The organism is Mesorhizobium sp. WSM4830 (assembly GCF_055811495.1).
The window spans coordinates 104022-127887 of the sequence record NZ_JBVVQI010000017.1 but is presented as its reverse complement, the minus strand read 5'-3'; the positions used below and the strand labels follow the sequence as shown (position 1 = coordinate 127887).

General features: G+C 60.4%; 26 protein-coding genes. 19 read left to right on the top strand and 7 right to left on the bottom strand.

Going from position 1 to position 23866, the window contains the following annotated elements; all coding sequences use genetic code 11:
* The first annotated feature begins 10 nt into the window (after window positions 1-10).
* The 14 genes from AC0L2Y_RS21640 (at window position 11) to AC0L2Y_RS21575 (ending at window position 14806) form a co-directional block, all read left to right on the top strand.
* Window positions 11-682: a VOC family protein gene (locus AC0L2Y_RS21640; RefSeq protein ID WP_473559325.1), complete on the top strand. Its 672-nt coding sequence runs from the start codon at window positions 11-13 to the stop codon at window positions 680-682.
* Window positions 683-898: 216 nt separating this feature from the next.
* The gene (locus AC0L2Y_RS21635) at window positions 899-1558 is read left to right on the top strand and encodes a VOC family protein (RefSeq protein WP_473559323.1); all 660 of its coding nucleotides are present in this window, start codon (window positions 899-901) and stop codon (window positions 1556-1558) included.
* A 70-nt stretch (window positions 1559-1628) separates the two neighbouring features.
* Entirely contained in the window at window positions 1629-2747 is a 1119-nt protein-coding gene (locus tag AC0L2Y_RS21630; RefSeq protein ID WP_473559321.1) for a redoxin family protein, read from the top strand.
* Between the two features lie 28 nt (window positions 2748-2775).
* Complete coding sequence (locus AC0L2Y_RS21625; RefSeq protein WP_473559319.1) at window positions 2776-3810, top strand: alpha/beta fold hydrolase; 1035 nt, start codon at window positions 2776-2778, stop codon at window positions 3808-3810.
* Between the two features lie 55 nt (window positions 3811-3865).
* The gene (locus tag AC0L2Y_RS21620; protein ID WP_473559383.1) at window positions 3866-4285 is read left to right on the top strand and encodes an Ohr family peroxiredoxin; all 420 of its coding nucleotides are present in this window, start codon (window positions 3866-3868) and stop codon (window positions 4283-4285) included.
* Between the two features lie 392 nt (window positions 4286-4677).
* On the top strand, window positions 4678-6426 hold the full coding sequence (locus AC0L2Y_RS21615) for an adenylate/guanylate cyclase domain-containing protein (RefSeq protein WP_473559317.1): 1749 nt from the start codon (window positions 4678-4680) through the stop codon (window positions 6424-6426).
* Window positions 6427-7635: 1209 nt separating this feature from the next.
* The gene (locus tag AC0L2Y_RS21610) at window positions 7636-8247 is read left to right on the top strand and encodes a cupin domain-containing protein (RefSeq protein WP_473559315.1); all 612 of its coding nucleotides are present in this window, start codon (window positions 7636-7638) and stop codon (window positions 8245-8247) included.
* Between the two features lie 116 nt (window positions 8248-8363).
* On the top strand, window positions 8364-9302 hold the full coding sequence (locus AC0L2Y_RS21605; RefSeq protein WP_473559313.1) for an ABC transporter substrate-binding protein: 939 nt from the start codon (window positions 8364-8366) through the stop codon (window positions 9300-9302).
* Window positions 9303-9376: 74 nt separating this feature from the next.
* A complete protein-coding gene (locus AC0L2Y_RS21600; protein ID WP_473559311.1) occupies window positions 9377-10174 on the top strand; it encodes an ATP-binding cassette domain-containing protein in 798 nt (265 codons plus the stop codon).
* Window positions 10171-11175, top strand: coding sequence for an ABC transporter permease (locus tag AC0L2Y_RS21595; RefSeq protein WP_473559310.1), 1005 nt, complete (start codon window positions 10171-10173; stop codon window positions 11173-11175). Before AC0L2Y_RS21600 ends, AC0L2Y_RS21595 begins: the two co-directional genes overlap by 4 nt.
* A gap of 4 nt (window positions 11176-11179) precedes the next feature.
* Window positions 11180-12268: a phosphotriesterase family protein gene (locus AC0L2Y_RS21590; RefSeq protein WP_473559308.1), complete on the top strand. Its 1089-nt coding sequence runs from the start codon at window positions 11180-11182 to the stop codon at window positions 12266-12268.
* A 28-nt stretch (window positions 12269-12296) separates the two neighbouring features.
* On the top strand, window positions 12297-13067 hold the full coding sequence (locus AC0L2Y_RS21585; RefSeq protein ID WP_473559306.1) for a glutamine amidotransferase: 771 nt from the start codon (window positions 12297-12299) through the stop codon (window positions 13065-13067).
* A 3-nt stretch (window positions 13068-13070) separates the two neighbouring features.
* Complete coding sequence (locus tag AC0L2Y_RS21580) at window positions 13071-13979, top strand: ribokinase (protein ID WP_473559305.1); 909 nt, start codon at window positions 13071-13073, stop codon at window positions 13977-13979.
* The gene (locus tag AC0L2Y_RS21575; RefSeq protein ID WP_473559303.1) at window positions 13976-14806 is read left to right on the top strand and encodes a BtpA/SgcQ family protein; all 831 of its coding nucleotides are present in this window, start codon (window positions 13976-13978) and stop codon (window positions 14804-14806) included. The genes AC0L2Y_RS21580 and AC0L2Y_RS21575 overlap by 4 nt, the downstream gene beginning before the upstream one ends.
* A 43-nt stretch (window positions 14807-14849) precedes the next feature.
* On the opposite strand, the gene AC0L2Y_RS21570 is transcribed toward AC0L2Y_RS21575, so the two are convergent.
* From AC0L2Y_RS21570 to AC0L2Y_RS21560, 3 genes are all read right to left on the bottom strand, one after another.
* Complete coding sequence (locus AC0L2Y_RS21570; RefSeq protein ID WP_473559301.1) at window positions 14850-15266, bottom strand: type II toxin-antitoxin system VapC family toxin; 417 nt, start codon at window positions 15264-15266, stop codon at window positions 14850-14852.
* Complete coding sequence (locus AC0L2Y_RS21565) at window positions 15229-15474, bottom strand: type II toxin-antitoxin system Phd/YefM family antitoxin (protein WP_473559299.1); 246 nt, start codon at window positions 15472-15474, stop codon at window positions 15229-15231. The genes AC0L2Y_RS21570 and AC0L2Y_RS21565 overlap by 38 nt, the downstream gene beginning before the upstream one ends.
* Before the next feature lie 167 nt (window positions 15475-15641).
* The gene (locus tag AC0L2Y_RS21560; protein WP_473559297.1) at window positions 15642-15863 is read right to left on the bottom strand and encodes a hypothetical protein; all 222 of its coding nucleotides are present in this window, start codon (window positions 15861-15863) and stop codon (window positions 15642-15644) included.
* A 142-nt stretch (window positions 15864-16005) separates the two neighbouring features.
* On the opposite strand from AC0L2Y_RS21560, the gene AC0L2Y_RS21555 reads away from it, so the two are divergent.
* From AC0L2Y_RS21555 to AC0L2Y_RS21535, 5 genes are all read left to right on the top strand, one after another.
* Window positions 16006-17145, top strand: a complete 1140-nt coding sequence (locus AC0L2Y_RS21555) for an FIST signal transduction protein (RefSeq protein ID WP_352492982.1) — start codon at window positions 16006-16008, stop codon at window positions 17143-17145.
* Window positions 17146-17155: 10 nt separating this feature from the next.
* Window positions 17156-18496 (top strand): ATP-binding response regulator, encoded by a 1341-nt coding sequence (locus AC0L2Y_RS21550; protein WP_352567128.1) that lies wholly within the window; start codon window positions 17156-17158, stop codon window positions 18494-18496.
* Between the two features lie 60 nt (window positions 18497-18556).
* Entirely contained in the window at window positions 18557-19090 is a 534-nt protein-coding gene (locus AC0L2Y_RS21545; RefSeq protein ID WP_473559295.1) for a hypothetical protein, read from the top strand.
* A 173-nt stretch (window positions 19091-19263) separates the two neighbouring features.
* Complete coding sequence (locus tag AC0L2Y_RS21540) at window positions 19264-19626, top strand: hypothetical protein (protein ID WP_473559294.1); 363 nt, start codon at window positions 19264-19266, stop codon at window positions 19624-19626.
* Between the two features lie 338 nt (window positions 19627-19964).
* Window positions 19965-20480: a hypothetical protein gene (locus tag AC0L2Y_RS21535; protein ID WP_473559292.1), complete on the top strand. Its 516-nt coding sequence runs from the start codon at window positions 19965-19967 to the stop codon at window positions 20478-20480.
* Between the two features lie 50 nt (window positions 20481-20530).
* Here the strand turns inward: AC0L2Y_RS21535 and AC0L2Y_RS21530 are convergent, their stop codons facing one another.
* The 4 genes from AC0L2Y_RS21530 to AC0L2Y_RS21515 form a co-directional block, all read right to left on the bottom strand.
* Window positions 20531-21214, bottom strand: a complete 684-nt coding sequence (locus AC0L2Y_RS21530) for a response regulator transcription factor (protein WP_352492980.1) — start codon at window positions 21212-21214, stop codon at window positions 20531-20533.
* 404 nt (window positions 21215-21618) lie between these two features.
* The gene (gene gfa / locus AC0L2Y_RS21525) at window positions 21619-22188 is read right to left on the bottom strand and encodes an S-(hydroxymethyl)glutathione synthase (protein ID WP_352492736.1); all 570 of its coding nucleotides are present in this window, start codon (window positions 22186-22188) and stop codon (window positions 21619-21621) included.
* 20 nt (window positions 22189-22208) lie between these two features.
* Window positions 22209-22481, bottom strand: coding sequence for a hypothetical protein (locus tag AC0L2Y_RS21520; protein WP_473559290.1), 273 nt, complete (start codon window positions 22479-22481; stop codon window positions 22209-22211).
* On the bottom strand, window positions 22478-23608 hold the full coding sequence (locus AC0L2Y_RS21515; RefSeq protein ID WP_473559289.1) for an S-(hydroxymethyl)glutathione dehydrogenase/class III alcohol dehydrogenase: 1131 nt from the start codon (window positions 23606-23608) through the stop codon (window positions 22478-22480). Before AC0L2Y_RS21515 ends, AC0L2Y_RS21520 begins: the two co-directional genes overlap by 4 nt.
* Window positions 23609-23866 lie beyond the last annotated feature (258 nt).

Here is a 23866-nt window from a genome sequence, read left to right as displayed (position 1 = left end):
GGAGGCAGACATGACGATTGCCACTACCCGCAGCAACACCGCAGGCGAGACGCAAAAACCGAGATCCCACGATATGAAGCTGGAGGTCGTAGTCATTCCAGTTTCCGATGTAGACCGCGCCAAGCTGTTCTATGCAGGCTTGGGTTGGCGGCTGGACGCCGACCTCATGGGCGACGAATTTCATATCGTCCAGTTTACGCCTCCTGGCTCCCAGTGTTCGGTTGTCTTCGGCTCAGGCGTTGCACCGGGTCCTTATGCTCGTATCGAGCTCGACATCCTCGAAACCGCTGGTGAACTCGTCGTGGCCGACATCGAGGCAGCACGCGCCGAACTCGCCGATCGTGGGGTCGACGTAAGCGAAGTGTACCATTATGCCGGTGAAAAAGGGCGCGTCAGAGGGCCCGATCCGGAAAGACGCAGCTACTCCTCGTGGGCTTCCTTCAGCGATCCGGCCGGAAACAACTGGCTCTTGCAGGAGGTCACTGCGCGAGCGCCAGGCCGCGTCGACGCTGGCGGCGCCACCTTTGTCTCGTCGGCCGAGCTCGCAGCCGCGCTTCGGCGTGCATCTGTGGCTCATGGCGAGCACGAGCAACGGGCAGGCGGCCAGCGTGATGAGAACTGGCCGGACTGGTACGCCGAGTACATAGCGGCGGAGCACGCCGGCCAACCGCTCCCGCCATGAGTACTTCGAATGAACGGACGGCGTCGCCGGCGCCTACCTGGCTAGAACACGCGGCATTCGACACACTCTGCGTGGTGCCAGGGTGTCAATACGTCCTACGCCTTAATGATGGAGTTCTGGCCGCTCCGACAATGTATCTGAAACGAGCGGAGCGGGCTTCTGTCCCGAGCCGCACGCGAGACGAGCTTCTCACGCAACTTAACGCAGGAGGTAGATATGGACATCACTAGGACCCTCAGCAAGACCGCAGTTGAGACACAACGGCCGCGATCCCTCGACATGAAGCTCGAAGTTGTTGTCATTCCCGTCTCGAATGTAGAGCGCTCTAAGCAATTCTACGAAGGCCTGGGCTGGAGACTCGACGCTGACTTTATCGTTGGAGACACGTTCCGCGGGATACAGTTCACACCTCCCGGCTCGCCCGCCTCGATACACTTCGGCACCGGGATCACGACGGTCGCGCCCGGCTCTGCAAGCGGACTTTATCTTGTCGTTTCGGACATTGAATCGGCTCGCGCCGAGCTTATCGGCCGCGGCGTCGAGGTCAGCGAGGCGTTTCATCGCGAAGGCCCCGGTAAGCCAACGGTGAAAGGCCGCGATCCCGAGCGACGGAGCTACTCTTCATTCGCTACGTTCAAAGATCCGGACGGCAACGAATGGTTGCTTCAGGAAATCACCACCCGCTTTCCCGGTCGCATCGACTCCGGCACCACGACCTACGCTTCCGGGGCGGATCTTGCTTCCGCGCTGCGACGCGCCTCGGAGGCCCACGGCGAGCACGAGAAGCGCAACGGCGGTCGGCGCGATGAGAACTGGCCGGACTGGTACGCGGAATACATGGTGGCTGAGCAGGCTGGCAACGAGCTTCCGCTGTGAAGGGTTGGGCTCGCAGTGCGCATTCGAACCGTTCGCGCGACGACATCGATCGAACCAAAAGGCGTCGTTGATGAAAGTAACCAAGCTGCTGTTCGCCGTCGCGCTCGCAATGGCAATTGGGGCTCCGATTGCCGGTTTTCTAGAGGGCACGAATATGGCGCAGTCCATAATCTCCAGACCAATGCGGGTTCCGTTTCTTCACGAACTCTCTGCCTACCGGCTTGAGGAAAAATCGGAGCTTGCTTCGCTCGAAGCGGCGCACGAGTGGATAAATTCACCGCCGCTGACGGCGTCGGCTTTGCATGGCAAGGTCGTCCTCATCGATTTCTGGACCTACACCTGCATCAACTGGCTGCGCACGCTTCCCTACGTTAAGGCTTGGGACGAGAAATACCGGAAGCATGGTTTGGTGGTGATCGGAATCCACGCGCCGGAGTTCGCATTCGAAAAAGACCTGAACAACGTGCACCGGGCGGCGAAAGACCTGCGGATCGATTATCCGATCGCTGTCGACAACGACCATCTCATTTGGCGGGCCTTCAGCAACCAGTATTGGCCGGCACTCTATGTCGTCGATTCGCGGGGACGCGTCCGGTATCACCACTTTGGCGAGGGCTCATACCAACAGTCGGAAATGGTCATCCAGGAATTGCTGACTGAGGCTGGCGCCAGCGGATTCGACCGTGAGCTTGTGTCGGTGGATGCCCGCGGTATCGAAGCCGCGGCCGATTGGGAGACCCTCAAGTCTCCAGAAAATTATCTCGGCTACGAACGCACTCAGAATTTTGCCTCCAGCGGTGAAGCGGTCTTGGACGCGCCGCACATCTACAACGTGCCGGCGCGACTACGCCTGAATGAGTGGGGGCTGTCCGGCAGTTGGACGGTAAGGAAAGAAACCGCCGTACTGGACAAGTCCGATGGCCGCATCGCGTACCGTTTTTACGCGCGCGACCTTCATCTGGTCATGGGTCCGGCAGCGCCGGGAACGTCCGTGAGATTTCGCGTGCTGATCGACGGGCAGCCGCCAGGCACGGCTCACGGCATCGACGTTAATGAAATGGGCGAAGGCGCAGTGACAGAGCAGCGCCTGTACCAACTGATCCGACAATCGAAACCCATCGTCGATCGCCAGTTCGAGATCGAGTTTCTCGACTCAGGCGTGGAGGCCTTTGCATTCACGTTCGGCTGATCGCCCGCGCAAGGATAGAGGTTCCCAAATGCATTCGCTCAATATCCCGGATGAGATTGACCAAGATCGCCGTCGGTTCTTTGGCGCCGCCGCGATGGCTGTCGCCGCCACTCAGTTCGGCCTGATCGGCCCGGCACAAGCGCAACAGACGACTGGAGAGCCTGCGGCGTCCTTTGGGCCCTTGAAGCGGATCGAGGCCGGCGCGCTGAGCGTCGGCTATGCGGAACTTGGACGGACCGACGGCCCGCCCGTCATCCTGCTACATGGCTGGCCGTATGACATCCACACCTATGCCGATGTCGCTCCTCTGCTGGCAGCGAAAGGCCGCCGCGTGATCGTGCCTTACCTGCGCGGATACGGCACGACGCGGTTCCTGTCGGAAGATACGATGCGCAATGGTCAGCAGTCTGCTATCGCCGCCGACATTGTCGCCCTGATGGACGCACTGGGCATTGAAAAGGCGACGATTGGCGGCTGCGACTGGGGCGCCCGCACCGCGAACATCATTGCCGCACTATGGCCTGAACGCTGCAAGGCGATGGTCTCGGTGAGCGGCTACCTCATCGGCAACCAGCAAGCCGGCAAGCTGCCGCTGCCACCCAAGACCGAGCTGCAATGGTGGTATCAATATTACTTCGCCACCGATCGCGGCCGCGCTGGCTACGAGAAATACACACGAGATTTCGCCAGGCTGATCTGGCAACTCGCGTCGCCGCAGTGGAATTTCGACGATGCCACATTCGAGCGCAGCGCCGCGGCCTTCGACAATCCCGATCACGTGGCCATTGTGGTCCACAATTATCGCTGGCGGCTCGGACTCGCCGCCGGCGAGCAGCAATACGACGCGTTCGAGGAGCGCCTCGCACAGGCACCGGTCATCAGCGTGCCTACGATCACGCTCGAGGGCGACGCTAATGGCGCTCCACATCCGGACGCCAGCGCCTATGCCAAGATGTTCCCCGGCAAATATGCGCACCGGGTCGTCACGGGCGGCATCGGGCACAATCTGCCCCAGGAAGCAACGCAGGCCTTTGCCGATGCCGTTGTCGAGGTCGACGCGTGATTGCGTTCGCAGCGCCATCCCTGCGGCAGGTACCGCAACTACCAAAAAATTGCCCATGAGTCGGATCGCAAGAGTTGTTTACACGGCTAGGACCGCAACCACGGGCGGCCGCGAAAATGGCGCCTCGCGCAGTTCCGACGGCCTTCTGGACATCTGGCTTTCGATGCCCGGATCGGCGCGCATCGGCACCAACCCTGAGCAACTCATCGCGGCCGGCTGGTCGGCCAGCTTCGCAAGCGCGATCGCAACTGTAGCCCACGACCGAAAAATCGCGCTGCCGTCGGGAGTGAGCATCGATGCCTCGGTCGATCTGAACTTCGGGGACGACGGCTACTTTCTCAGCACTCGGCTCAACGTCAGGCTGTCCGGTGTGGAGTGCAATGCCGCCAAAGCCCTGGTCGGCGAAGCACATAAGATTTGTGCATACTCGAAAGCGACACGCGGCAACATTGAGGTCAAGATCAAGCTCATCTGAGCTGACGCTTGGCCCGGTGGGACTTATGGGTCCATAGCTTCGCTAACGTCTCTATGTTGTATTGCCCGACGGCCCGCAGCGCAGGGCAGCTTTCAGGCCCGGCCGATCGCAATCTGAACGTCGCGAATTAGGCGCTTTGCTGCCATTCGAAGGATGGGAGATTAAGGTTTCCAATTGGCGCATTGCCGTCTGGGCAACCTGGGCAGCCTTGGGCCGAACGTAGATCGTCAGCTTCGCGTCTCGATCTAAAATAGCGGACCTTAAGGACGGTGCGAGGGTTGTCGTCACGTGACCCATTCCAGACATTCCCGCAGCCCGCCGTGTAGCACTCGCGGAGAACGTCGTGTCGGCGTATGATCAGACCAATTCGAGCGCGGTTGAAGGCCTTAGCAATGGATCGGATCGAACGAAGGCTTTCGGCGATCCTCGTCGCCGACGTGGCCGGCTACAGCCGCCTCATGGGGATCGACGAAGAGGGGACGCTGGCCCGACTGACCGCGCACCGCCGTGACGTCGTCGATCCGAGCATCATCCGCAACCGCGGCCGAATTGTCAAAAACATCGGTGACGGGCTGCTGGTGGAGTTTGCGAGCGTCATCGACGCAGTACGATGTGCGGTCGAAGTGCAGACCGACATGGCCAAACGGAACTCCGGCGTGGCCGAGGATCGGCGCATAGGTTTCCGAATTGGCATCAACGTGGGCGACATCGTAGAGCAGGACGGCGACATTTTCGGTGAGGGCGTGAACATCGCCGCGCGGCTGGAAGGCATTGCCGAGCCGGGTGGGATTTGCGTGTCAGCACGCGTGCAGGAGGATGCCGCCGGAAAAATCGACCTCACCTTCGTAGATATGGGTGAACAGGCGCTCAAGAACATCGCACGTCCAGTCCGCGCCTTTCGGCTGCTGGTCGAGCAACCCGCCCCATTTGGCGCGGCTGCGCATCCGACGTCGCCCGATAAGCCGTCGATCGCGGTCCTGCCATTTCAGAATATGAGCGGTGATCCGGAGCAGGAATATTTCGGCGACGGAATAGCCGAAGACATAATAACCGGCTTGTCAAAGCTCCGGGGCTTCTTTGTCATCGCCCGAAATTCGACCTTCGCCTACAAAGGCAAAGTGCCGAACATCCGGCAGGTCGCGCGCGAGCTAGGCGTCCGGTATGTACTCGAAGGCAGCGTCCGCAAAGCAGGCGAGCGGCTGCGGGTGACTGGGCAGCTCATCGACGCGACCAGCAGCAATCACATCTGGGCAGAGCGCTACGATCGTCCCATCGCTGACATCTTTTCAGTGCAGGATGAGATTACGGCAAGCGTCGTTGCAGCTATCGAGCCGCAGCTTTATGCTGCCGAAGGCCTTCGTCTCCAAAGCAAGCCGCCCGAAAGCCTCGATGCCTGGGGCTGCGTCGTTCGGGCAATGCCCCATATCTGGACCTGGGTTGCCCAGAACGAAGACGATGGGGTCAATCTTCTGAATCGGGCGATTAAGCTCGATCCGAGTTATGCGCGCGCACGGAGCCTTCTAGCGTGGGCTTTCGCCACCCGCGTCGTCCTCGGCAACATGGATTTTGAGAGAGGCATCTCCGATGGTCTCGTTCTCGCCCAACGTGCGATCGACCTCGATCCCGACGACCCCTGGGCCCATATCGCGGCTGGGTACGTCTATGTGTTTTCGCGACGATTTGGGCCTGCCGTCGAGGAGTTGAACGAAGCGCTGCAGCGCAATCCGAATTTCGCCTTTGCGCGGATGATCCTTGGCTGCGCCTACGGCTATGCCGGGTTAGCGGAGGAAGGTCACCGTCAGCTTGAGATCGCAACACGACTGAGCCCGCGCGATCACACCCAGGCCGCCAATCTTTCGATCGAAGGGCTTTGTCATTTTGTGGCCGGCCGGTACATCGAAGCCGCAACCGCGGAACGCCGAGCCGTCCAATTGCGGTCGAATTTCGGCACCGCTTGGCGCACGCTCACCGCCGCCGCGGGCCTCGCGGGCGATCTGGAGTTAGCCCAGCAAGGCCTCGCCGAATGCAGGCGCTTGCAGCCGGACGTCAGCCTCGCCTGGGTTGAGAAATATTATCCAATGATCCGGGTTGAAGACCGCGCTAGGTATATCGAGGGCTTGCGACGGGCGGGGCTCGAATAGCGTAGGCAGCCGTTCGGAAGTGCGACAGTTGGGGACCGCGACATCCGTTGCTGGCGCAACCGCGACTCCCAGTGTGGTTGCCCGCTATGTTCGCTTCCAAATCTGGCAAATCTGACCTCAACGGCTGCGTTGAGGCGCAGAGCAGACGGTCGGCTTTCAAACCCGGAGCGACACGAGCAGACCTTTGTCCGGCACAAGTGTCGTCCTGACGTGGCCCAATACGGTCTTCCGTTGCGACCGTCGCTTGCTGGAGCTGCGTTAAGTCGTTCGGAAGCCAATGGTATTTTCAATGGAACGCTAATATACATGGAACCCCAACGAGCAGCGCCTGCCAGATACTTGAGGGATGCCATGCGAAGGCTCATCTTCACGGCAATGTGTATCGCCGCCGCAACAGCCGCTAACGCCCATGATTGGTACGAGGACAAGATTGACCCACAGACCAAATTCAAGTGCTGCGGCGGTTCAGATTGCCGCGCCGTACCTCGGTCTTCGGTGCGGTCCAGGGGAGACGGTGGGTACACCTATTTGCCGCATAATTTCATCATCCCACGGGACCGTGTACAGGAATCCCCGGACGGCCAATACCATATCTGCGAAAATAAATATGTTGTAACCAACCAGCTGTATTGGCGTTGCTTCTTCGCACCTCGTGTCGATGTGTCTATACTTCTAAAACATTAACCGCGCGTCGCTTCCGCAACTCACATCCGCAAGATGCTGGCCCATTAATTCTGTTGGACTTTCTTCAAATTGTCAAAGCTCAGGCGGTGCGCGACTGCCCCAGGGATTTCATTGAATACGTCGCGGCCACCGAGAGCCTGCGACACCCTGGGCGTTACCCCATAGGGCGATGCCGCGGGTGACTTCTGGGCGCGCTCTGCAAATTCGGTCACAGTCCAGATTTTATCGTGTCGGCACGGCCGTGGTTGTGTAGATTGGCTGCGTGGCCCGCCTTGCCCGCATTGTCGTTCCCGGTCCACTCGCCAGATGACGCAACGCGGTGACGGTTTCGGCCCCAATGGGCAGCCAAACGACAGGGATGACTGGCGCGGGATCATCAGCACGGTCCATACGGGAGCAGCATTCGCCGGATCCGGTAGCTGCGGCTGCAGTCTCGAATTTGACGCATCAGCACTTGCAAATCGTCGGCCGAGGTCTTTTGCTCGCGCGATAGTTGCCCTTGACCCTTGGATGGTTGGCGAACAGATGAACAAAATCGATCGACGGCGGCCAGAGTCAGAAATGGACGCCACCGTAAATGCCGCGAGACTTGGAACTCGGCTGCGCCTCGCCCGCCAGACACGCGGCATGACGCTGAGGACGCTGGCCGCGGCTGCGAATTGCTCGGAAAGCCTGCTGTCCAAGATCGAGAACGGCAAGGCTTCGCCGTCCCTGCCCATGCTTCACCGTCTGGTCGAGGTTCTCGATACCAACATCGGCTGGATGTTCGAACAAGTCGATGACGACGAGGCGATCGTATTCCGGTCGGGCGCAAGGCCTTTGATTGCGCTCGACGCGCTACGGCGTGGCGAAGGAATTTCGCTCGAACGCATCATTCCGTATTCGCCTGGCCACCTCTTACAGTGCAACATCCATCACATTGAGGCAGAGGGCTCGAGCGAAGGCCCGATCCAGCACGCCGGCGAGGAAGTCGGCTATGTGCTCGCCGGCCGGATCGAGTTGATCGTCGACGGCAAGAGCCATGCTCTCGCCACGGGTGATGCCTTCGTGTTCAGGTCGGAGCTGCCGCATCATTACCGCAACATCGGCGAGGAACGCGCCAGCATTTTCTGGGTCAACACGCCGGCGACTTTCTGAGCAACGCTCTGCGTTCATTTGGATTGACAAATATTCAAGTCTCTTGAATGTTTGCCTCGTGCCTGTAGCACCAACGGGACCAGCCGAGCTCTGGTCCGCAAGCAAGGGGAACCGAAATGCGTCTGTTCAAACTTCTCGCCGGCTGTGCCGCCGCCATTGCCATGGGCTCGGCAGCCATGGGATCGGCGCTTGCCGATACGTTCGCTCTCGTCAACATCAACCAGCAAGCCCTGTTCTTCAACCAGATCAACGAGGGCGCGCAAAAGGCAGCCGACGCCGCCGGCGCCAAGCTGGTCATTTTCAACGCCAACAATGTGCCGAGCGCGCAGAACGACGCGATCGAGAACTACATCACGCAGAAAGTCGACGGCATCATTCTGGTCGCCATCGACGTCAACGGCGTCAAGCCTGCGATCACCGCGGCCAAGGCAGCGGGCATTCCCGTCATAGCCATCGACGCGCAGATCCCCGACGGCGACAATATTTCATTCATCGGCGTCGACAACACCAAGGCCGGCGAGGACATCGGCAAATTCTACGCCGACTATGTGAAGACGGAGATGGGCGGCAAGGCCAAGATCGGTATCGTCGGCGCACTCAACTCATTCATCCAGAACCAGCGGCTCGACGGCTTCAAGAAGGCGGTGACCGAAAGCGGCCAGGCCGTCACCTTCCTCGACACGGTCGACGGCCAGAACGTTCAGGAGACCGCGTTGAGCGCTTCGGAAAACCTGATGACCGCCAATCCGGACATGAACTCGCTCTATGCGACCGGCGAGCCGGCCTTGCTCGGCGCAGTTTCGGCCGTGACCAGCCAGGGCCGCACCGGCGACGTCAAGGTGTTCGGCTGGGATCTGACCAAGCAGGCCGTTCAGGGCATCGACGACGGCTGGGTGGTGGCGGTCGTGCAGCAGGATCCGGCCGGCGAAGGCAAGGCCGCGGTCGAAGCGCTGGGCAAGGTCAAGAAGGGCGAGAAAATCGATCCGATCATCAATATCCCGGTGACGATCGTGACCAAGAAGAATGTCGATCAATACCGCGCGATGTTCAAGTAAACTGCGTCGGCGGCCGACCCGCGGCGCCGCCTGAGGCTGCGCCGCGGATCCCTTGCAATCGCGTGGAATCCCAGATGAGCAGTTGCCAGACCTATCGGGTGCGGATGAGCGGCATCTCAAAGCGCTACAACGCCATCCAGACGCTCGATGACGTGTCGCTGACGTTGAAGCCGGGCGAGGTGCTGGGGCTCGTCGGCGACAATGGCGCCGGCAAGTCGACATTGAGCAAGGTGCTGTCGGGGGCTGTGGTTCCCGACGCGGGCACCATCGAGATCGACGGCAAGCCGGTGATCTTCAGCTCGCCGGCGGACGCACGTGCGGCGCGCGTCGAGATGGTCTACCAGGACCTGTCGCTTTGCGACACGGTCGATGTCGCCGGCAATCTGTTTCTCGGCCGCGAGCCGCGCCGCCGCATCGCCGGTATTTCCTTTCTCGACAAGAAGCGCATGCATGACGAGACGCGCCAGATGCTCGATCGGCTCGGCATCGTCATTGCCGACACGCGGCTCAAGGTCGAAAACCTCTCCGGCGGGCAGCGCCAGTCGATCGCGATCGGCCGCGCCGCCTCGTTCGAGCCGGCCGTGCTGATCATGGACGAGCCGACGGCAGCGCTTGCCGTGGCCGAAGTCGAGGCGGTGCTCGAACTGATCCGGGCGGTCAGTGCGCGCGGTGTCAGCGTTATTTTGATCACCCATCGGCTGCAGGATCTGTTCCTCGTCTGCGATCGCATCCAGGTCATGTATGAAGGGCGCAATGTCGCCGAGCGGCTGATCGGCGAGACCAATATCGAAGACGTGGTCAATCTGATCGTCGGCCGCAAGTTCAGTGCGCGTTCCGCCAACAATGGCTATCGCGGTGGGGCGCCGGCATGAGCGACGCGATCCATGCCGCCCAGCCCCCACGGGTGCACAAGGGCACCTGGCGCGATGTGCTGATCGCCAATGGCAGTGTCGTCTCGATCGCGCTGTTCTTTTTGGTCGTCTGCATCATCTTCTCGGTTGCGACCGACGCGTTTTTGACATCGCCCAATCTGTTGAACATCCTGCGGCAGTCGGCGCCGCTGCTGATCGTCGCCGCGGCAATGACTTTCGTCATCACCACTGGCGGCATCGATCTTTCCGTCGGCTCGGTGCTGGCGCTGGTGGCGACGCTGTCGGCGACGCTCTTGCAGTTCGGCCTGCCCTGGCCAGTCGCCATCCTCGCCATGCTGGCGCTCGGTGCCCTGCTCGGCGCGGTGCAGGGCTATTTCGTCGCCTATGAGGGCATCCCGTCCTTCATCGTCACGCTTGCCGGGCTTTCGGTGATCCGTGGCGTGGCGCTGCTGATCACCGGCGGCTATTCCATCCCGATCGAGCCCGGAAGCGCTTTCACCGTGCTGGGACGCGCGTGGTTCCTTGGCGTGCCGGTGCCGGCGCTGATCGCGCTGGCGATTCTGGCCATCGCCTATCTCGCCTTCAACGAGACGCCATTCGGCCGCTATGTCACGGGTATCGGCGCCAACGCCGAGGCGGTGCGGCGTGCCGGCGTCAACACGCGGCAGACGACGCTCTTCGTCTATGTGATTTCCGCCACCGCGGCAGCCCTCGCCGGGATCATCATTGCTGCCCGGCTTGGATCGGGATCTTCGAATGCCGGACAGGGTTTCGAGCTGGAAGTCATCGCCGCCGTCGTGCTCGGCGGTACCAGCCTGTTCGGCGGCCGCGGAACGATCATCGGCACGGTGCTCGGCGCACTGACCGTGGCCGTCATCGGCAACGGCCTGATCCTGGCGCATCTGTCGCCTTTCCTGACGCCGATTGTCACCGGAACGATCATCCTGATCGCCATCTGGCTGAACTTCCGCCTGTTCCGCGGCGCCGTGCGGAGCCGTTGAGCCGATGAGCGATCTGTTCGATGACGCGGTGCCCAGGCAGCGGCTCCCAATCGGGGTCGAAACCGGTCATGTGATGACCGTGCTCGGCCCGGTTCCGGTCGAGGAGATGGGCATCACGCTGATGCACGAGCACATCTTGCTCGACGGCGCGCGCAGCTGGAAGTGCCCCTGCCATCCCGATGAGATGGCGATCGCCGAGCAGCCGGTGAACATCGAGATCGTCGGCGAGTTGCGCATGAACCCTTACGTCAACCGCGACAACGTCTCGCTCGACGACGCCGACCTAGCGCTGTCGGAGCTGCAGCGCTATCGCGCACTCGGCGGCCACACCGTCGTCGACGCCACCAATATCGGCATCGGCCGCGACCCCGAAAAGCTCGCCCGCATCAGCCGCATGTCCGGCCTGAAGATCGTCATGGGCACCGGCTTCTATCTCGAGCACACCCATCCCGAATGGCTGAAGGCGATGGATGTGGAAGCGGTGACCGAATTCATTGTCAACGATGTCGGCGGCGGCGAGACGCAGCCGGCGATCATGGCCGGGCTGATCGGCGAGATCGGCGTCAGCAAGGATTTCACCGCCGAGGAACGCAAGTCGCTGCGCGCTTCTGCACGCGCCTCGCGCATCACCGGCGTGCCGCTGTCGATCCATCTGCCTGGCTGGGAGCGGCTGGCGCATGAGGTGCTCGATATCGTCGAGGCCGAAGGCGCCGATCTTCGTCACACCGTGCTCTGCCACATGAACCCGAGCCACGACGATCCCGATTACCAGAAAAGCCTCGCCCGGCGCGGCGCGTTCCTCGAATACGACATGATCGGCATGGACTATTATTACGCCGATCAGGACGCGCAATCGCCCTCCGACGAGGAGAATGCACGCGCCATCGCTGCCCTTGTCGAGGCGGGCTTCGGCGACCGCCTGCTGTTGTCGCAGGATGTATTCCTCAAGATCATGCTGACGCGCTTCGGCGGCTTCGGCTATGGCTATATCCTCAAGCATTTCATACCGCGCCTGAAACGCCACGGCGTCGAGCAGGCTGCTATCGACCGCATGCTGATCGCCAATCCGAAAAGCGTATTCGCGCGGCTCTGAATGGCCTCGAGTTACGACGGGAGTTCAAATGTCCACGAAGAAAATCCTGCTTGCCGGCGAATCCTGGGTTTCGACCGCGACCCATATCAAGGGTTTCGATCAGTTTCCGACCGTCACCTACCACACCGGCGCGGACGAGTTGCTGGGCGCGCTGAAGGCGACCGACTTCGACGTCACCTTCATGCCGGCGCATGAGGCGCAGCGCGGCTTTCCGCAGACGATGGAGGCGCTGTCGGCCTATGACGCGGTCGTGCTCTCCGACATCGGCGCCAACACGCTGCTGCTGCATCCCGACACCTGGGTCCACTCCAAGCCGACGCCGAACCGCCTGCGCCTGCTGCGCGATTACGTCAGCGACGGCGGCGGTCTATTGATGTTCGGCGGCTACTACAGCTTCCAGGGCATCAATGGCGGCGCGCGCTACCGCAAGACCCCGGTCGAGGACGTGCTGCCGGTGAATTGCTTGGCCTACGACGACCGCGTCGAGGTTCCCGAAGGTTTTGCGCCCGTGCCGAAACCAGGGTCGAGCCATCCCATCCTCATGGGCCTCGGCTCGGACTGGCCGATCCTGCTCGGTTTTAATGAGGTGACGCTCAAGGCCGGGGCCGAGGTCCTGGCCAGCGTGTCGTCGGATTATGACTCGCTGCCGCTGCTTGTCACCGGCCATTACGGCAAGGGCCGCACCGTGGCCTGGACATCCGATGTCGGGCCGCATTGGCTGCCGCCGCAATTCATCGCCTGGCCAGGCTACAAGACCCTGTTCGAACAGATGCTTGGCTGGGCGACCGGTGAGAACTGAGCCATGCATGTCCACGTCGTCGGCAATGCCTGCGTCGATACCGTGTTTCGCGTTGGTCGCTTCCCTGCCGCCGGCGAGACCTTGAATGCCATGAGTTATGCCGACGGGCTCGGCGGCAAGGGCGCTAACCAGGCAGTCGCAGCAGCACGGACCGGTGCGGAGGTGACGTTCTGGACGGCGCTCGGCAAGGACGCCGCTGGCGCGTGGATCAGGGGCCGCCTCGACAGCGAGCTGTCAAACCTTGAGGTGAGCGAATTCGAGCTGCCGAGCGACCGCTCGGCCATCGTCGTCGATAAAGGCGGAGAGAATTTCATCGTCAGCGGCGTCGCCTGCAGCGAAGCCTTCGATCCGGTGACGCAGACAGCACTTGTCCGCTGGATCGCGCCCGGCGACATCCTCGTCTGCCAGGGAAATTTGCGGACTGCCGTGACCGATGCCTGCCTCAGAGCGGCAAAGGGAAACGGTGCGCGTACCGTTCTCAACGCCAGCCCGATCGATACGTCCTCGCTGCCCGATCTCGGCCTGGCGGAGGTTTTGGTGGTCAACCAATCAGAGGCGAAAACCCTGACCGGCCGGGATGACATGACCGCAGCCGCCGGCGCGCTGGAGGCCAAAGGCGCAGGCGCCGTCGTCATCACGCTCGGTGCCGCAGGCTGTCTCGTGCTTAGCACGGACCGGACGGAACCGCTTCGCTTGCCGGCGCCGCAGGTCGAAGCGCTCGACACCAGCGGCGCGGGCGATGTGTTCTGCGGTTGTCTGGCCGGTGGGCTTGCCAGGGGCATGCCGGTCATCTCGGCGCTGGAGCTGGCGCTAGCCGCCGCCGCAATCGCCGTGACACGGCCGGGCACGCTGGCGTCCTGTCCTTCCGCCTCCGAGATGGCGGCGCTCATCGATCAAATGGAGCTCTCATGACCCAGATCGGCCAATCCGGCGGCGACGCGCTGCTAGACCTTTTCGGCCGCACCAAGGTGGTGATCGGCGTCGTTCACCTGGCGCCGCTGCCCGGCGCGCCGCGCTATGACGGCGAGGCCGTGGAAGTGATCTACCAGCGCGGGCTCGACGACGCCAAAGCCTATCTCGACGGCGGCTGCGACGGCGTCATCGTCGAGAACCATGGCGACATCCCCTTCGCCAAGCCTGATGATATCGGCCCGGAGACGGCCGCCTATATGGCGGTCGTTTCCGACCGCATCCGCCGCGAACTCGGCAGGCCGATCGGCATTAATGTGCTGGCCAATGCCGCAATCCCGGCCTTGGCGATCGCCAGCGCTGCCGGCGCCGGTTTCGTCCGCGTCAATCAATGGGCGAACGCCTATGTCGCCAATGAGGGATTTGTCGAAGGCGAGTCTGGCCGCGCGGCGCGCTACCGCGCCAGGCTGCGCGCCAACGGCATTCGCATTTTCGCCGATGCCCATGTCAAGCACGGCGCACACGCCATCGTTGCCGACCGCCCGGTGGAGGAACTGGTCAAGGACCTGGTCTTCTTCGATGCCGATGCCATCATAGCCACCGGCCAGCGTACCGGCCACGCCGCGGATTTGGGCTACATAAGTATGATCAAGCAGGCTGCCGGCCTGCCGACGCTGGTCGGCAGCGGTGTCACCCCGGATAACGCCAAGGATATCCTCGCCATTGTCGACGGGGTCATCATCGCCAGCGCGCTGAAGCACGACGGCGTCTGGTGGAACCAAGTCGACTCTGCTCGAGTAAAGGCTTTCATGGCTGGTCTGAAGCGATAGCTGACTACCCTACCGAGGGGCTTGGGTCCAGCTTGATCCTTGATCACAGACGACGGACCGGCGCAGGATACTGCGCGACCAGATCGTCGACAGTCAGCAAAGTAATGCCTTCCACAATCGATTGAGCAATCAGCATCCGATCGAAGGGGTCCTTGTGGATAGGTGGAAGCCCCTCCACTGCAATGGCATGCTCGCCGGTCATTGGCAGCTTATGATAGCCATTGTCGATCAGACGCCGACGTAAAAGACGCATCGACCTTACAGTCAAGGCGGCCCAGACCGCGTCTAATGGCAATCTCCCGGGAGTTGCGGCGCTGAACGTCAAGTGGTTATCGGCATTCTCGATCTCAGCGAGGGCTGCCGGCGGGAGCTTTTGGGGCTCGCCCGCCGCCCAGAGCAGAAGATAGGTATCGAGAGAAATTTCATGTGTCGCCGCCGAACAGCTTTTCGATCTCGTCATCGGCCATGCGATCAAAATCGTCCGGAACTGAAAACTGCCCGGCCATAAACCCCACCCGACGCATTTCGCCGGCCGCAGGTGCGTCTATGGCAACGACCTTGACCATCGGCTTGCCGGATTTGGCGATAATGAAGGATTCGCCTTTGGCCGCCCTGTCGACAAGACGAGACAGATGCGTCTTGGCCTCGTGAATATTGACGGTGTGCATTGCAGACCTCATGACTTAGTCCATGCAACTTAGTCTACACAGGCCCGATTTTCAAGCGTGTTTCAGTCAGTGAAGGGTGAAGGATGCCGGATTCGGCTGATCCTTCCTCGGTAGCGCTCGCGCTACTTTCGAGAACGAGAGGCGGTGTGACAAATATCTCCTGCTCGTCACTCGCGAAGACCTACTCCTACGAAGTTTCGCACCTCTTTTACGGACTTAGCATCAGTCGTGATGTTGCGCTTTGCTTCCACTGCCCGCTGGATGACCCAGTTGTCACGCAAAGCCAGGAACGGCGTAACGAAGCGAACGCGATAGCGGTGCGATGCGGCCTTCCGTCCGTGAGCGGCTGCGCTGACACCGTCAAACGGCAGAAACTTCAGATCCATCATGTTGGCTCATTGCCAAAGCGTCGCTTCAAGACAACAATGACCTCGACGCCCGCGCGCCAGACGCGCACAAAAAAAGCGTCGGAGGAAATGGAGGAGGAAGCCGCTGGCCAAGTCACGGACGCGCTATGCATGCGGCCTTTCGGTGCTCACCACCGACGAATCCGACGCGGATGCGTTCGCCCGGGCGGTGGCAGCGGAAGCAGTGGCCATCGACGCCGGGTTTGCCCTCCTGTTTTTCTCGCAGAGTCTCATAGAGGCCGTCGCCCTTTCGGAAGCGCTGAAGACCCACGCGCCGGCGCTCCACTATGCCGGCTGCTCGACGGCCGGTGAGATAACGCCCAGGGGGCTGGAGGAAGGCCAGATCCTGGCTATGCTGCTTCCCTCCGTATCGTTTTCGGCAGCCAGCACCATGGTCGAAAATCTGTCCTCATCGGGCATGGACGGGATTACCGGCGAAGTCGAGGCGCTGAGGCGTTCGCTACGCGACCGCCTCGGGCACGAGCGAGCCGACACCACTTTCGCGCTCTGCTTGATCGACGGGCTGTCCTATGCCGAAGAAGCGGTGACCTCCGCCATTCATTGGGGGCTCGACGACATCCCACTGATCGGCGGGTCGGCTGGCGATGATTTGAAATTCGAGACAACGCGGCTGATCTCGAACGGCAAAGTGACCTCCGACAGCGCCATTATCGTGCTGATCACTACGGAAATTCCTTTCCACGTGTTCAAGACCGACAATTTCGTTCCCACCGACGAGAAGCTGGTGGTGACGGCATCCGATCCCGACCACCGCATCGTGCGCGAATTCAACGCCACCATTGCCGCCGAGGAATATGCCGCCTCGGTCGGCGTCGTCGCGCAGATGCTGACGCCACTGAGTTTTGCCTCGCACCCGGTGGTGGTGAAAGTCGGCGGCGAATTTTACTGCCGTTCAATCCAGAAGATGCACGCGGACGGCTCGCTGTCGTTCTTCTGCGCCATCGACGATGGTGTCGTGCTTGCCGTCGCCCAGCCCAAGGACATGGTCGAGGCGACCCGCGCCGCTCTCAGCGACGTCAGCGAAAGGCTTGGCGGCATCGACCTGATCCTCGGTTTCGACTGCGTGCTGCGCCGGCTCGACGCGCGCAATCGGCAGGTCTATCGCGAGATTTCGGAACTCTACAAGGTCAACAACGTCCTCGGCTTCGGCACCTATGGCGAACAGTACCGTTCGATGCATCTGAACCAGACCTTCACCGGCATCGCCTTTGGTGAACGCAACGCGGCCGAAGCGGCGGAGTAGGAAATCCGGGATGCCGCTCAGGAACATCAACGACCTGGAAAGGCTGAAGAAAATAAACGCCGCGCTGATCAGCCGCGTCGAGCGTTCCATGGACCAGCAAGGCAATGCCTTTTCGCTGTTCCAGACCGCCATTTCGCTCGAGAGCCGGGTGCGCAGCCGCACCGAAGAGCTGCATTCGACCTTGCGCCGGCTGGAGCAGTCGAACATCGACCTGAACGCGGCCAAGGAAAACGCCGAGCTGGCGAACCTGTCCAAGACCAGGTTCCTGGCGGCCGCCAGCCATGACGTGCTGCAGCCGCTGAACGCCGCGCATCTGTCGGTCTCGGCGCTTGCCGAAGTACAGACCAGCGACGAAGGCAGAAACCTGGTCCGCCAGGTCGAGCGATCGCTGGAGACGATGGAGGACCTGCTCCGCACCTTGCTCGACATTTCCAAGCTCGATGCGGGCGTCGTGCAGCCCGACATCACCGATGTCAGCCTGGAGACGCTGTTTTCGTCTCTGCGCTCGGATTTTCAGCCAGTCGCGGAGATGAAGGGGCTGACGCTGAAGTTCCGGCCGGTCAATGCGCTCGTTCGTTCGGACCGAACCTTGCTGCGCCGCATCCTGCAGAACATCCTGTCCAATGCACTGCGCTATACCCGCTCGGGCGGCGTGTTGGTCGGCACCAGGCATCGCGGCGACACCATCCGCATCGACGTCGCCGATACCGGCTGCGGCATCCCCGACGACCAGCGCGAGGCGGTGTTCGAGGAATTCCATCGCGGCGTGATCCCGACGGATGCCGGGCTTGCCGCCGGCGGGCTGGGGTTGGGGCTAGCCATCGTGCGCCGCATCGCCGCGGCACTCGGCCATCCCGTCACGTTTTCGTCGAAGGTCGGACATGGCACGATTTTCCATATCGACGTTCCGGTCGGGATCGGCGACACGGCCGATCCAATCGCCAGCACGATCGACATGGAGCGGCCGCGCGGCTACGGCCTGTTCGGCACAAGGGTGCTGCTGGTCGAGAACGACATCGACGTGCTGCAGGCGATGACCTCCCTGCTCGAGCGCTGGCAATGCCTGGTGCGCCCCGCCACCTCGACCGGTGATGCGCTCGACTTGCTTGGCGATACCGACTGGTTGCCAGATATTGTCATAGCCGACCAGCATCTCGACGCCGGCGACCTCGGCACCACCACAATCGCCGAGGTCCGTGATTATCTCGGTCGCGCCGTGCCGGCGCTGATCGTCACTGCCGACGGTTCGGAGACAGTCGCCAACGCCGCCCGCGCCGCCGGCATCGAGCTGATGCGCAAGCCGCTGAAGCCGGCCCAACTAAGGGCGCTGCTGGCGCATCTGCTGGCTTGATCCCTTGTGAGGGCATGGGCGAACTGCACCAGGCAGAACCAAATTTTGAAAAGGCCAAGGATGTATTGGAGAATTGAAGAAAACGCCCGAGACTACTGTATTCTCGTCGACGACGGAAATACAAATGGATCCCAGGCTTTCCTCGAGATGGAGGAAGCCGGGCCTATCGACAAAAGTAAGTTGCTTTTTCGCTTTGATGACGAGCGGCTGCTACCTATCCCGGATTTCGTACCAGGCTCTCATCCAGGCGTCTTGTTTGCAAAGCGCGAGATATTCGAGGCGTTTGGTCCGATTGTTTCGAGAAGCAAGCACCTCCTTTATACGGCCAAGACGGACAGAGGCGACTTGAAAATATATGTACCCATGGAGGAGATAAGTGGGTTCGACTTTTCCAAATCTATTTTCGAAACATTTGAGGACGGAGACATATACCGCATTGATCAGCTAAGATTGGTCGATGATTTCTCGACCGAGTTTGACATTTTTCGCCTGAATGATAATTTTGGGACGAGATTCCATATAATTGTTTCTGACAAATTCAAGTACATATATGATTCGCAGGGAATGACGGGGCTGCGGTTTTCTGCGACATGAGCCGCTGAAGCCGGCGCGACTGCGCGGCGTGCTGGCGCATGTGCTGGCTTGACGTCTCAGAGGCGTTAGCCTTGCGCAAGGGTCAGGTGTTCCATGTATACAATGAACACGACGAACGCTCGTTATTGGATTTCCGCGCATTAGTCCTTGTTCACTTTGAGGATATGTAGGCAGTGCAAGAATTCCAGTTGCGATACGATCATGGTCTGTGGCTCTTGGAGACGAGCAAGGGCTCCTACTCTCTCAGCGAGGTGAGAGATTTTTTCCGCCTTTTCATCCTCTTAGACGAACCGTTTGAGCGAGCGTCCAATATCATCGCTCGATCGCTAATTAGAGGCAGCGGCCAGCAGTTTCCTCTTTGGAAAATTGTGGCGGCGGCGTTTTTCAATGCTCAGAAGGCTCTGGTTTGGCTGCCGTCACTTTCGAGCGAGGATCGACAAGAATTGCAGCCGTATTTGTCATCAGTGTCATCGTCCCGATCGGCCAACCAGACGACGCGCCACCTCGTAAGGAAATACGTCAATCGTGTTTCTTGAAGCGACAAGCTGGAGAATTTGGAACAAGCAATGACGCCAGGAGTGAACGTTCGGATCTAATAGAAGCAAATACGGTGACAGTGCATTTTTACTGTTCGCCCGGCCGTCGTTGTCCGTAGATTGACTGCATGGTTCGCCTCGCCCGCATTATCGTTCCTGGTCTGCCGCACCAGGTAACGCAGCTGACCGGATTGCGGAGCAAATAGGCAAAGCCGTGAACCCACGAAAATGAGGCAGGTGACGAAGAAAAATGGTGCGCTGTCACCGGACTTGGATTGCAGACATTGAAGCCGTCGCGGGCAAGGCCAAGAATGACGCTGCGGGGGAACAAGGAGGCAATGAAGGTGGTGGCGAAGATGGCGGCGAACAAAACAATGACCAACCGCAATAAGAAAAAAGTTGAACACTATACATCTCCCTTTTGGCGCATTCTTCGAGGAGAGGCTGTGTACCAACTTGATGAAACGTCAGTGCCGGAAGCCATCAATCGGGCGCTTGGTCCCGACCCTTTTTGGGAGAAAGGGGAGAATATAATGTGCTTCGACGACCTCGAGGTCGGACTAGACGAAACAAACGAATTGAAAACTGTTGGGTACTACGGCTTATATCCTTGGAAAACGAGCAAGGGCGAGGTCAGCCTTCCAAAGCTTGATAGCGAAATAATTTCCAAAAAACTATTACAAATGAGTAACGTTCTAGAATATCTGATGATTAACTCTGTCGGATTCAACTACGATAAAACGTTTGACAGCGATTCCGACCGCGGTCTTCGCCTGCACGATGGAGGAAGTATTCATTTCTATAACAAAGCTGGAATATTCTATCTTGGTGCAGTTTTTTTGATGAAAATTTAGAACAACAGAAGGGGTGAAGTGTCCATCTTTGTTCGCAGGCGACCGGGCGATCAAAACCCCGCCTGGTCCCGAAACAGCTCAGCATTGTCGAGCTTCGAGACCTCGATCACCGCCTGTGTGCGGCTGTAGACGTTGAGCTTGCGCAGGATTTCGGAGACATGCGCCTTGACGGTGGTCTCGCCGACCTGCAGCTCATAGGCGATCTGCTTGTTGAGCAGGCCCTGGCGCAGCATCTGCAGCACCTTGAGCTGCTGCGGCGTCAGCGTAGCCAGGCGCTGCACCATCTCGGCGCGGTCGGTGCTGTCGGCGTCGGGCGGCCGGCCCTCATAGGTCCCAGGGACATAGATCGCGCCTTCCATCACCGAGCGGATGGCCGCGGCAAGGTCGCTCTTGCGCGCCGATTTCGGGATGAAGCCTGCCGCACCATAGGACAGCGCCTCGGAAATGATCTTCGGTTCCTCATAGCCGGATACAATGACCACCGGCAGGCGCGGATAACGCGTCCTGAGCTGCAGCAGCCCGTCAAACCCATGCACGTCGGGCATACTGAGATCGAGCAGCGCCAGGTCGAACGGCTTGGCATCCGTCAGAAGCTCGAGCGCCTCGGCAATCGAGCGCGCTTCCACCGTGTCAACCTCCGGATAGGCCATCTGGACGGCGCTGTGCAGCGCCTCGCGAAACAGCGGATGGTCGTCAATGATCAGGAATCTGGCGCGATCGGTCATCAGCTTCATTTCGGTTTGGTCTGGCCTAGAATAGTCCTGCAACCATGGCCAGCTTATTGGCAAATAGTACATTGCCATCTTGGCCGGCTAAAGCAGAATGTGCCCATGATTTCCGCGGTGCCACGCGGCAGATGTGGCCGTTCTGAAATGCAATGCCTTGCCCGGTGGCCCAAATCGGCCGAACTGGGCTGCGCCAAGTCAGAACCGAATGATCGCAGTCGCTGATGTTGAAGCCACACGATCCGGTTGGACCAATTCCAGCGTATTCCCGTTGAGCCCAACGCCCCCGAGGCTGACAGCACGTCGGCAATGACTTACGAAGCGCGTCCGTCTACGCGCTCGCCTGCGTTCGTTCCAACGCATGGGACCGGGCGATTTCGTCCGGCCCCCAAAGGATAATGTCTGATTGGTCGTTAGGCCGGCAACGCGCCGGATCTTTTTGCCGTCCAGGTGGCGATATAGTCCATCAGGCCGGGATTGAGGCAATCATAAGGTTCGAGCCCGATCGACTTCAGCTGTGACCGGATACCGTCCATGCGGCTCGGATCGACACCGGATTCAATGATCGACGAGACAAAGGCGGTGAAGCCCGGCGGCGACCAGCCGTCTTCCTGGAAGCGTTCCGGATGAATGAAGGACAGCCCCTTGAACGCGTGGTCGCGCTCGACCGGGCCGTGCATGTGGACGCCGCAGCCCGTGCAGGCATGGCGCAGGATCAGCGCGCCCGGATCGACCACCTTCAGCTTGTCGCCGTTTTCGGTCACCGTCACGTCGTTTGTAGCGGCAACCGCCACGACCGAGAACAGCGCGCCTTCCGGCTTCCAGCATTTGGTGCAGCCGCAGGCATGGTTGTGGGCGATCTGGCCCTTGACCTTCACCTTGACCGGGTTGCTGGTGCAGGCGCAGACCAGCGTGCCGCCGGCAAAATCGGCCTTTTCCCTGGGCAGTCCATTGTCGATTTTAGGATGCAGTTTTTCCGGCATTTTTGTCTCCTCCCTTGGTTCTATGCTGGTTCCGTTTCGATTACCGCTTCAGTTTCCATGAAGTGCACCTTTAGCAAGTGGTGTACCTCGGGCAGGCTCCTCTTCAAAAAAGTGTCGCGCACGAGAAAGGTAATTTCATCCACCGCACGATCGATCTCGCCCAAGTCGATCTGAATACGGTTATTATCCCTGAAGCTGCGCCACAGATCCTCTCCGAAATTCTGTATTCGATGGACCTCCGATCTCTCCCAATCGACGAACCGGATACGAACACGAATTTGAACCTCTTTCACGAGTAAACCACCACGCTCCTGATCGACTTGCCTTCATGCATCAGGTCAAAGCCCTTGTTGATGTCCTCGAGCTTCAGCGTGTGGGTGATCATCGGATCGATCTCGATCTTGCCGGCCATGTACCAGTCGACGATCTTCGGCACGTCGGTGCGGCCGCGCGCGCCGCCGAAGGCGGTGCCCATCCAGGTGCGGCCGGTGACCAGCTGGAACGGCCGCGTCGAGATCTCCTGGCCGGCGCCGGCAACGCCGATGATGACCGACTTGCCCCAGCCGCGGTGCGACGATTCAAGCGCCTGCCGCATGACTTTGGTGTTGCCGGTGCAGTCGAACGTGTAGTCGGCGCCGCCGATCTGGTCGGCGCCGCGCTTGGTCATGTTGACCAGATGGGCCACGACATCGCCATCGATCTCCTTCGGATTGACGAAATGCGTCATGCCGAATTTCTCGCCCCATTGCTTCTTGTCGTTGTTCAGGTCGACGCCGATGATCATGTCGGCGCCGGCAAGGCGCAATCCCTGGATGACGTTGAGGCCGATACCGCCGAGGCCGAAGACGACCGCCGTCGCGCCTTGCTCGACCTTGGCCGTGTTGATCACAGCACCGATGCCGGTGGCGACGCCGCAGCCGATGTAGCAGATCTTGTCGAAAGGGGCGTCGGCATTGACCTTGGCCACCGCGATCTCGGGCAGCACGGTGAAGTTGGAAAAGGTCGAGCAGCCCATATAGTGGAACAGCTTGTCCTTGCCGATCGAGAAGCGCGAAGTGCCGTCCGGCATCAAGCCCTGTCCCTGCGTGGCGCGGATGGCGGTGCACAGATTGGTCTTGCGCGACAGGCAGGACGGGCACTGCCGGCATTCCGGCGTATAGAGCGGGATGACATGGTCGCCCTTCTTGACCGAGGTGACGCCCTTGCCGACGTCGACGACGATGCCGGCGCCCTCATGGCCGAGGATCGCCGGAAACAGGCCTTCCGGGTCGGCGCCCGACAGCGTGAACTCGTCGGTGTGGCAGATGCCGGTTGCCTTGATCTCGACCAGCACCTCGCCATCACGGGGACCTTCGAGGTCGACCTCCATGATCTCCAGCGGCTTTCCGGCGGCAACGGCGACAGCGGCGCGCGTTTTCATCAGGCAATCCTCCCAAGACAACCCATAGAGTTTCACATTCCGGCATTGCTGCGGATGATCTCGGAGTCGAAGACCGCAACACGCTCATTCACCGCCGTATATCCCCGAAAAGCTATAGGACTAAAGCAGACACGTAAGTCCACTTGCAGGGCTTTGATAAATCTTGTGGGGTCCGCTAAGCTCATTGTGGGCACCTTGAATTCGCGCTGGTCCGGGAACAATCGGACTTTAGTGCAAGAATGGGCAGTTTTATCGATG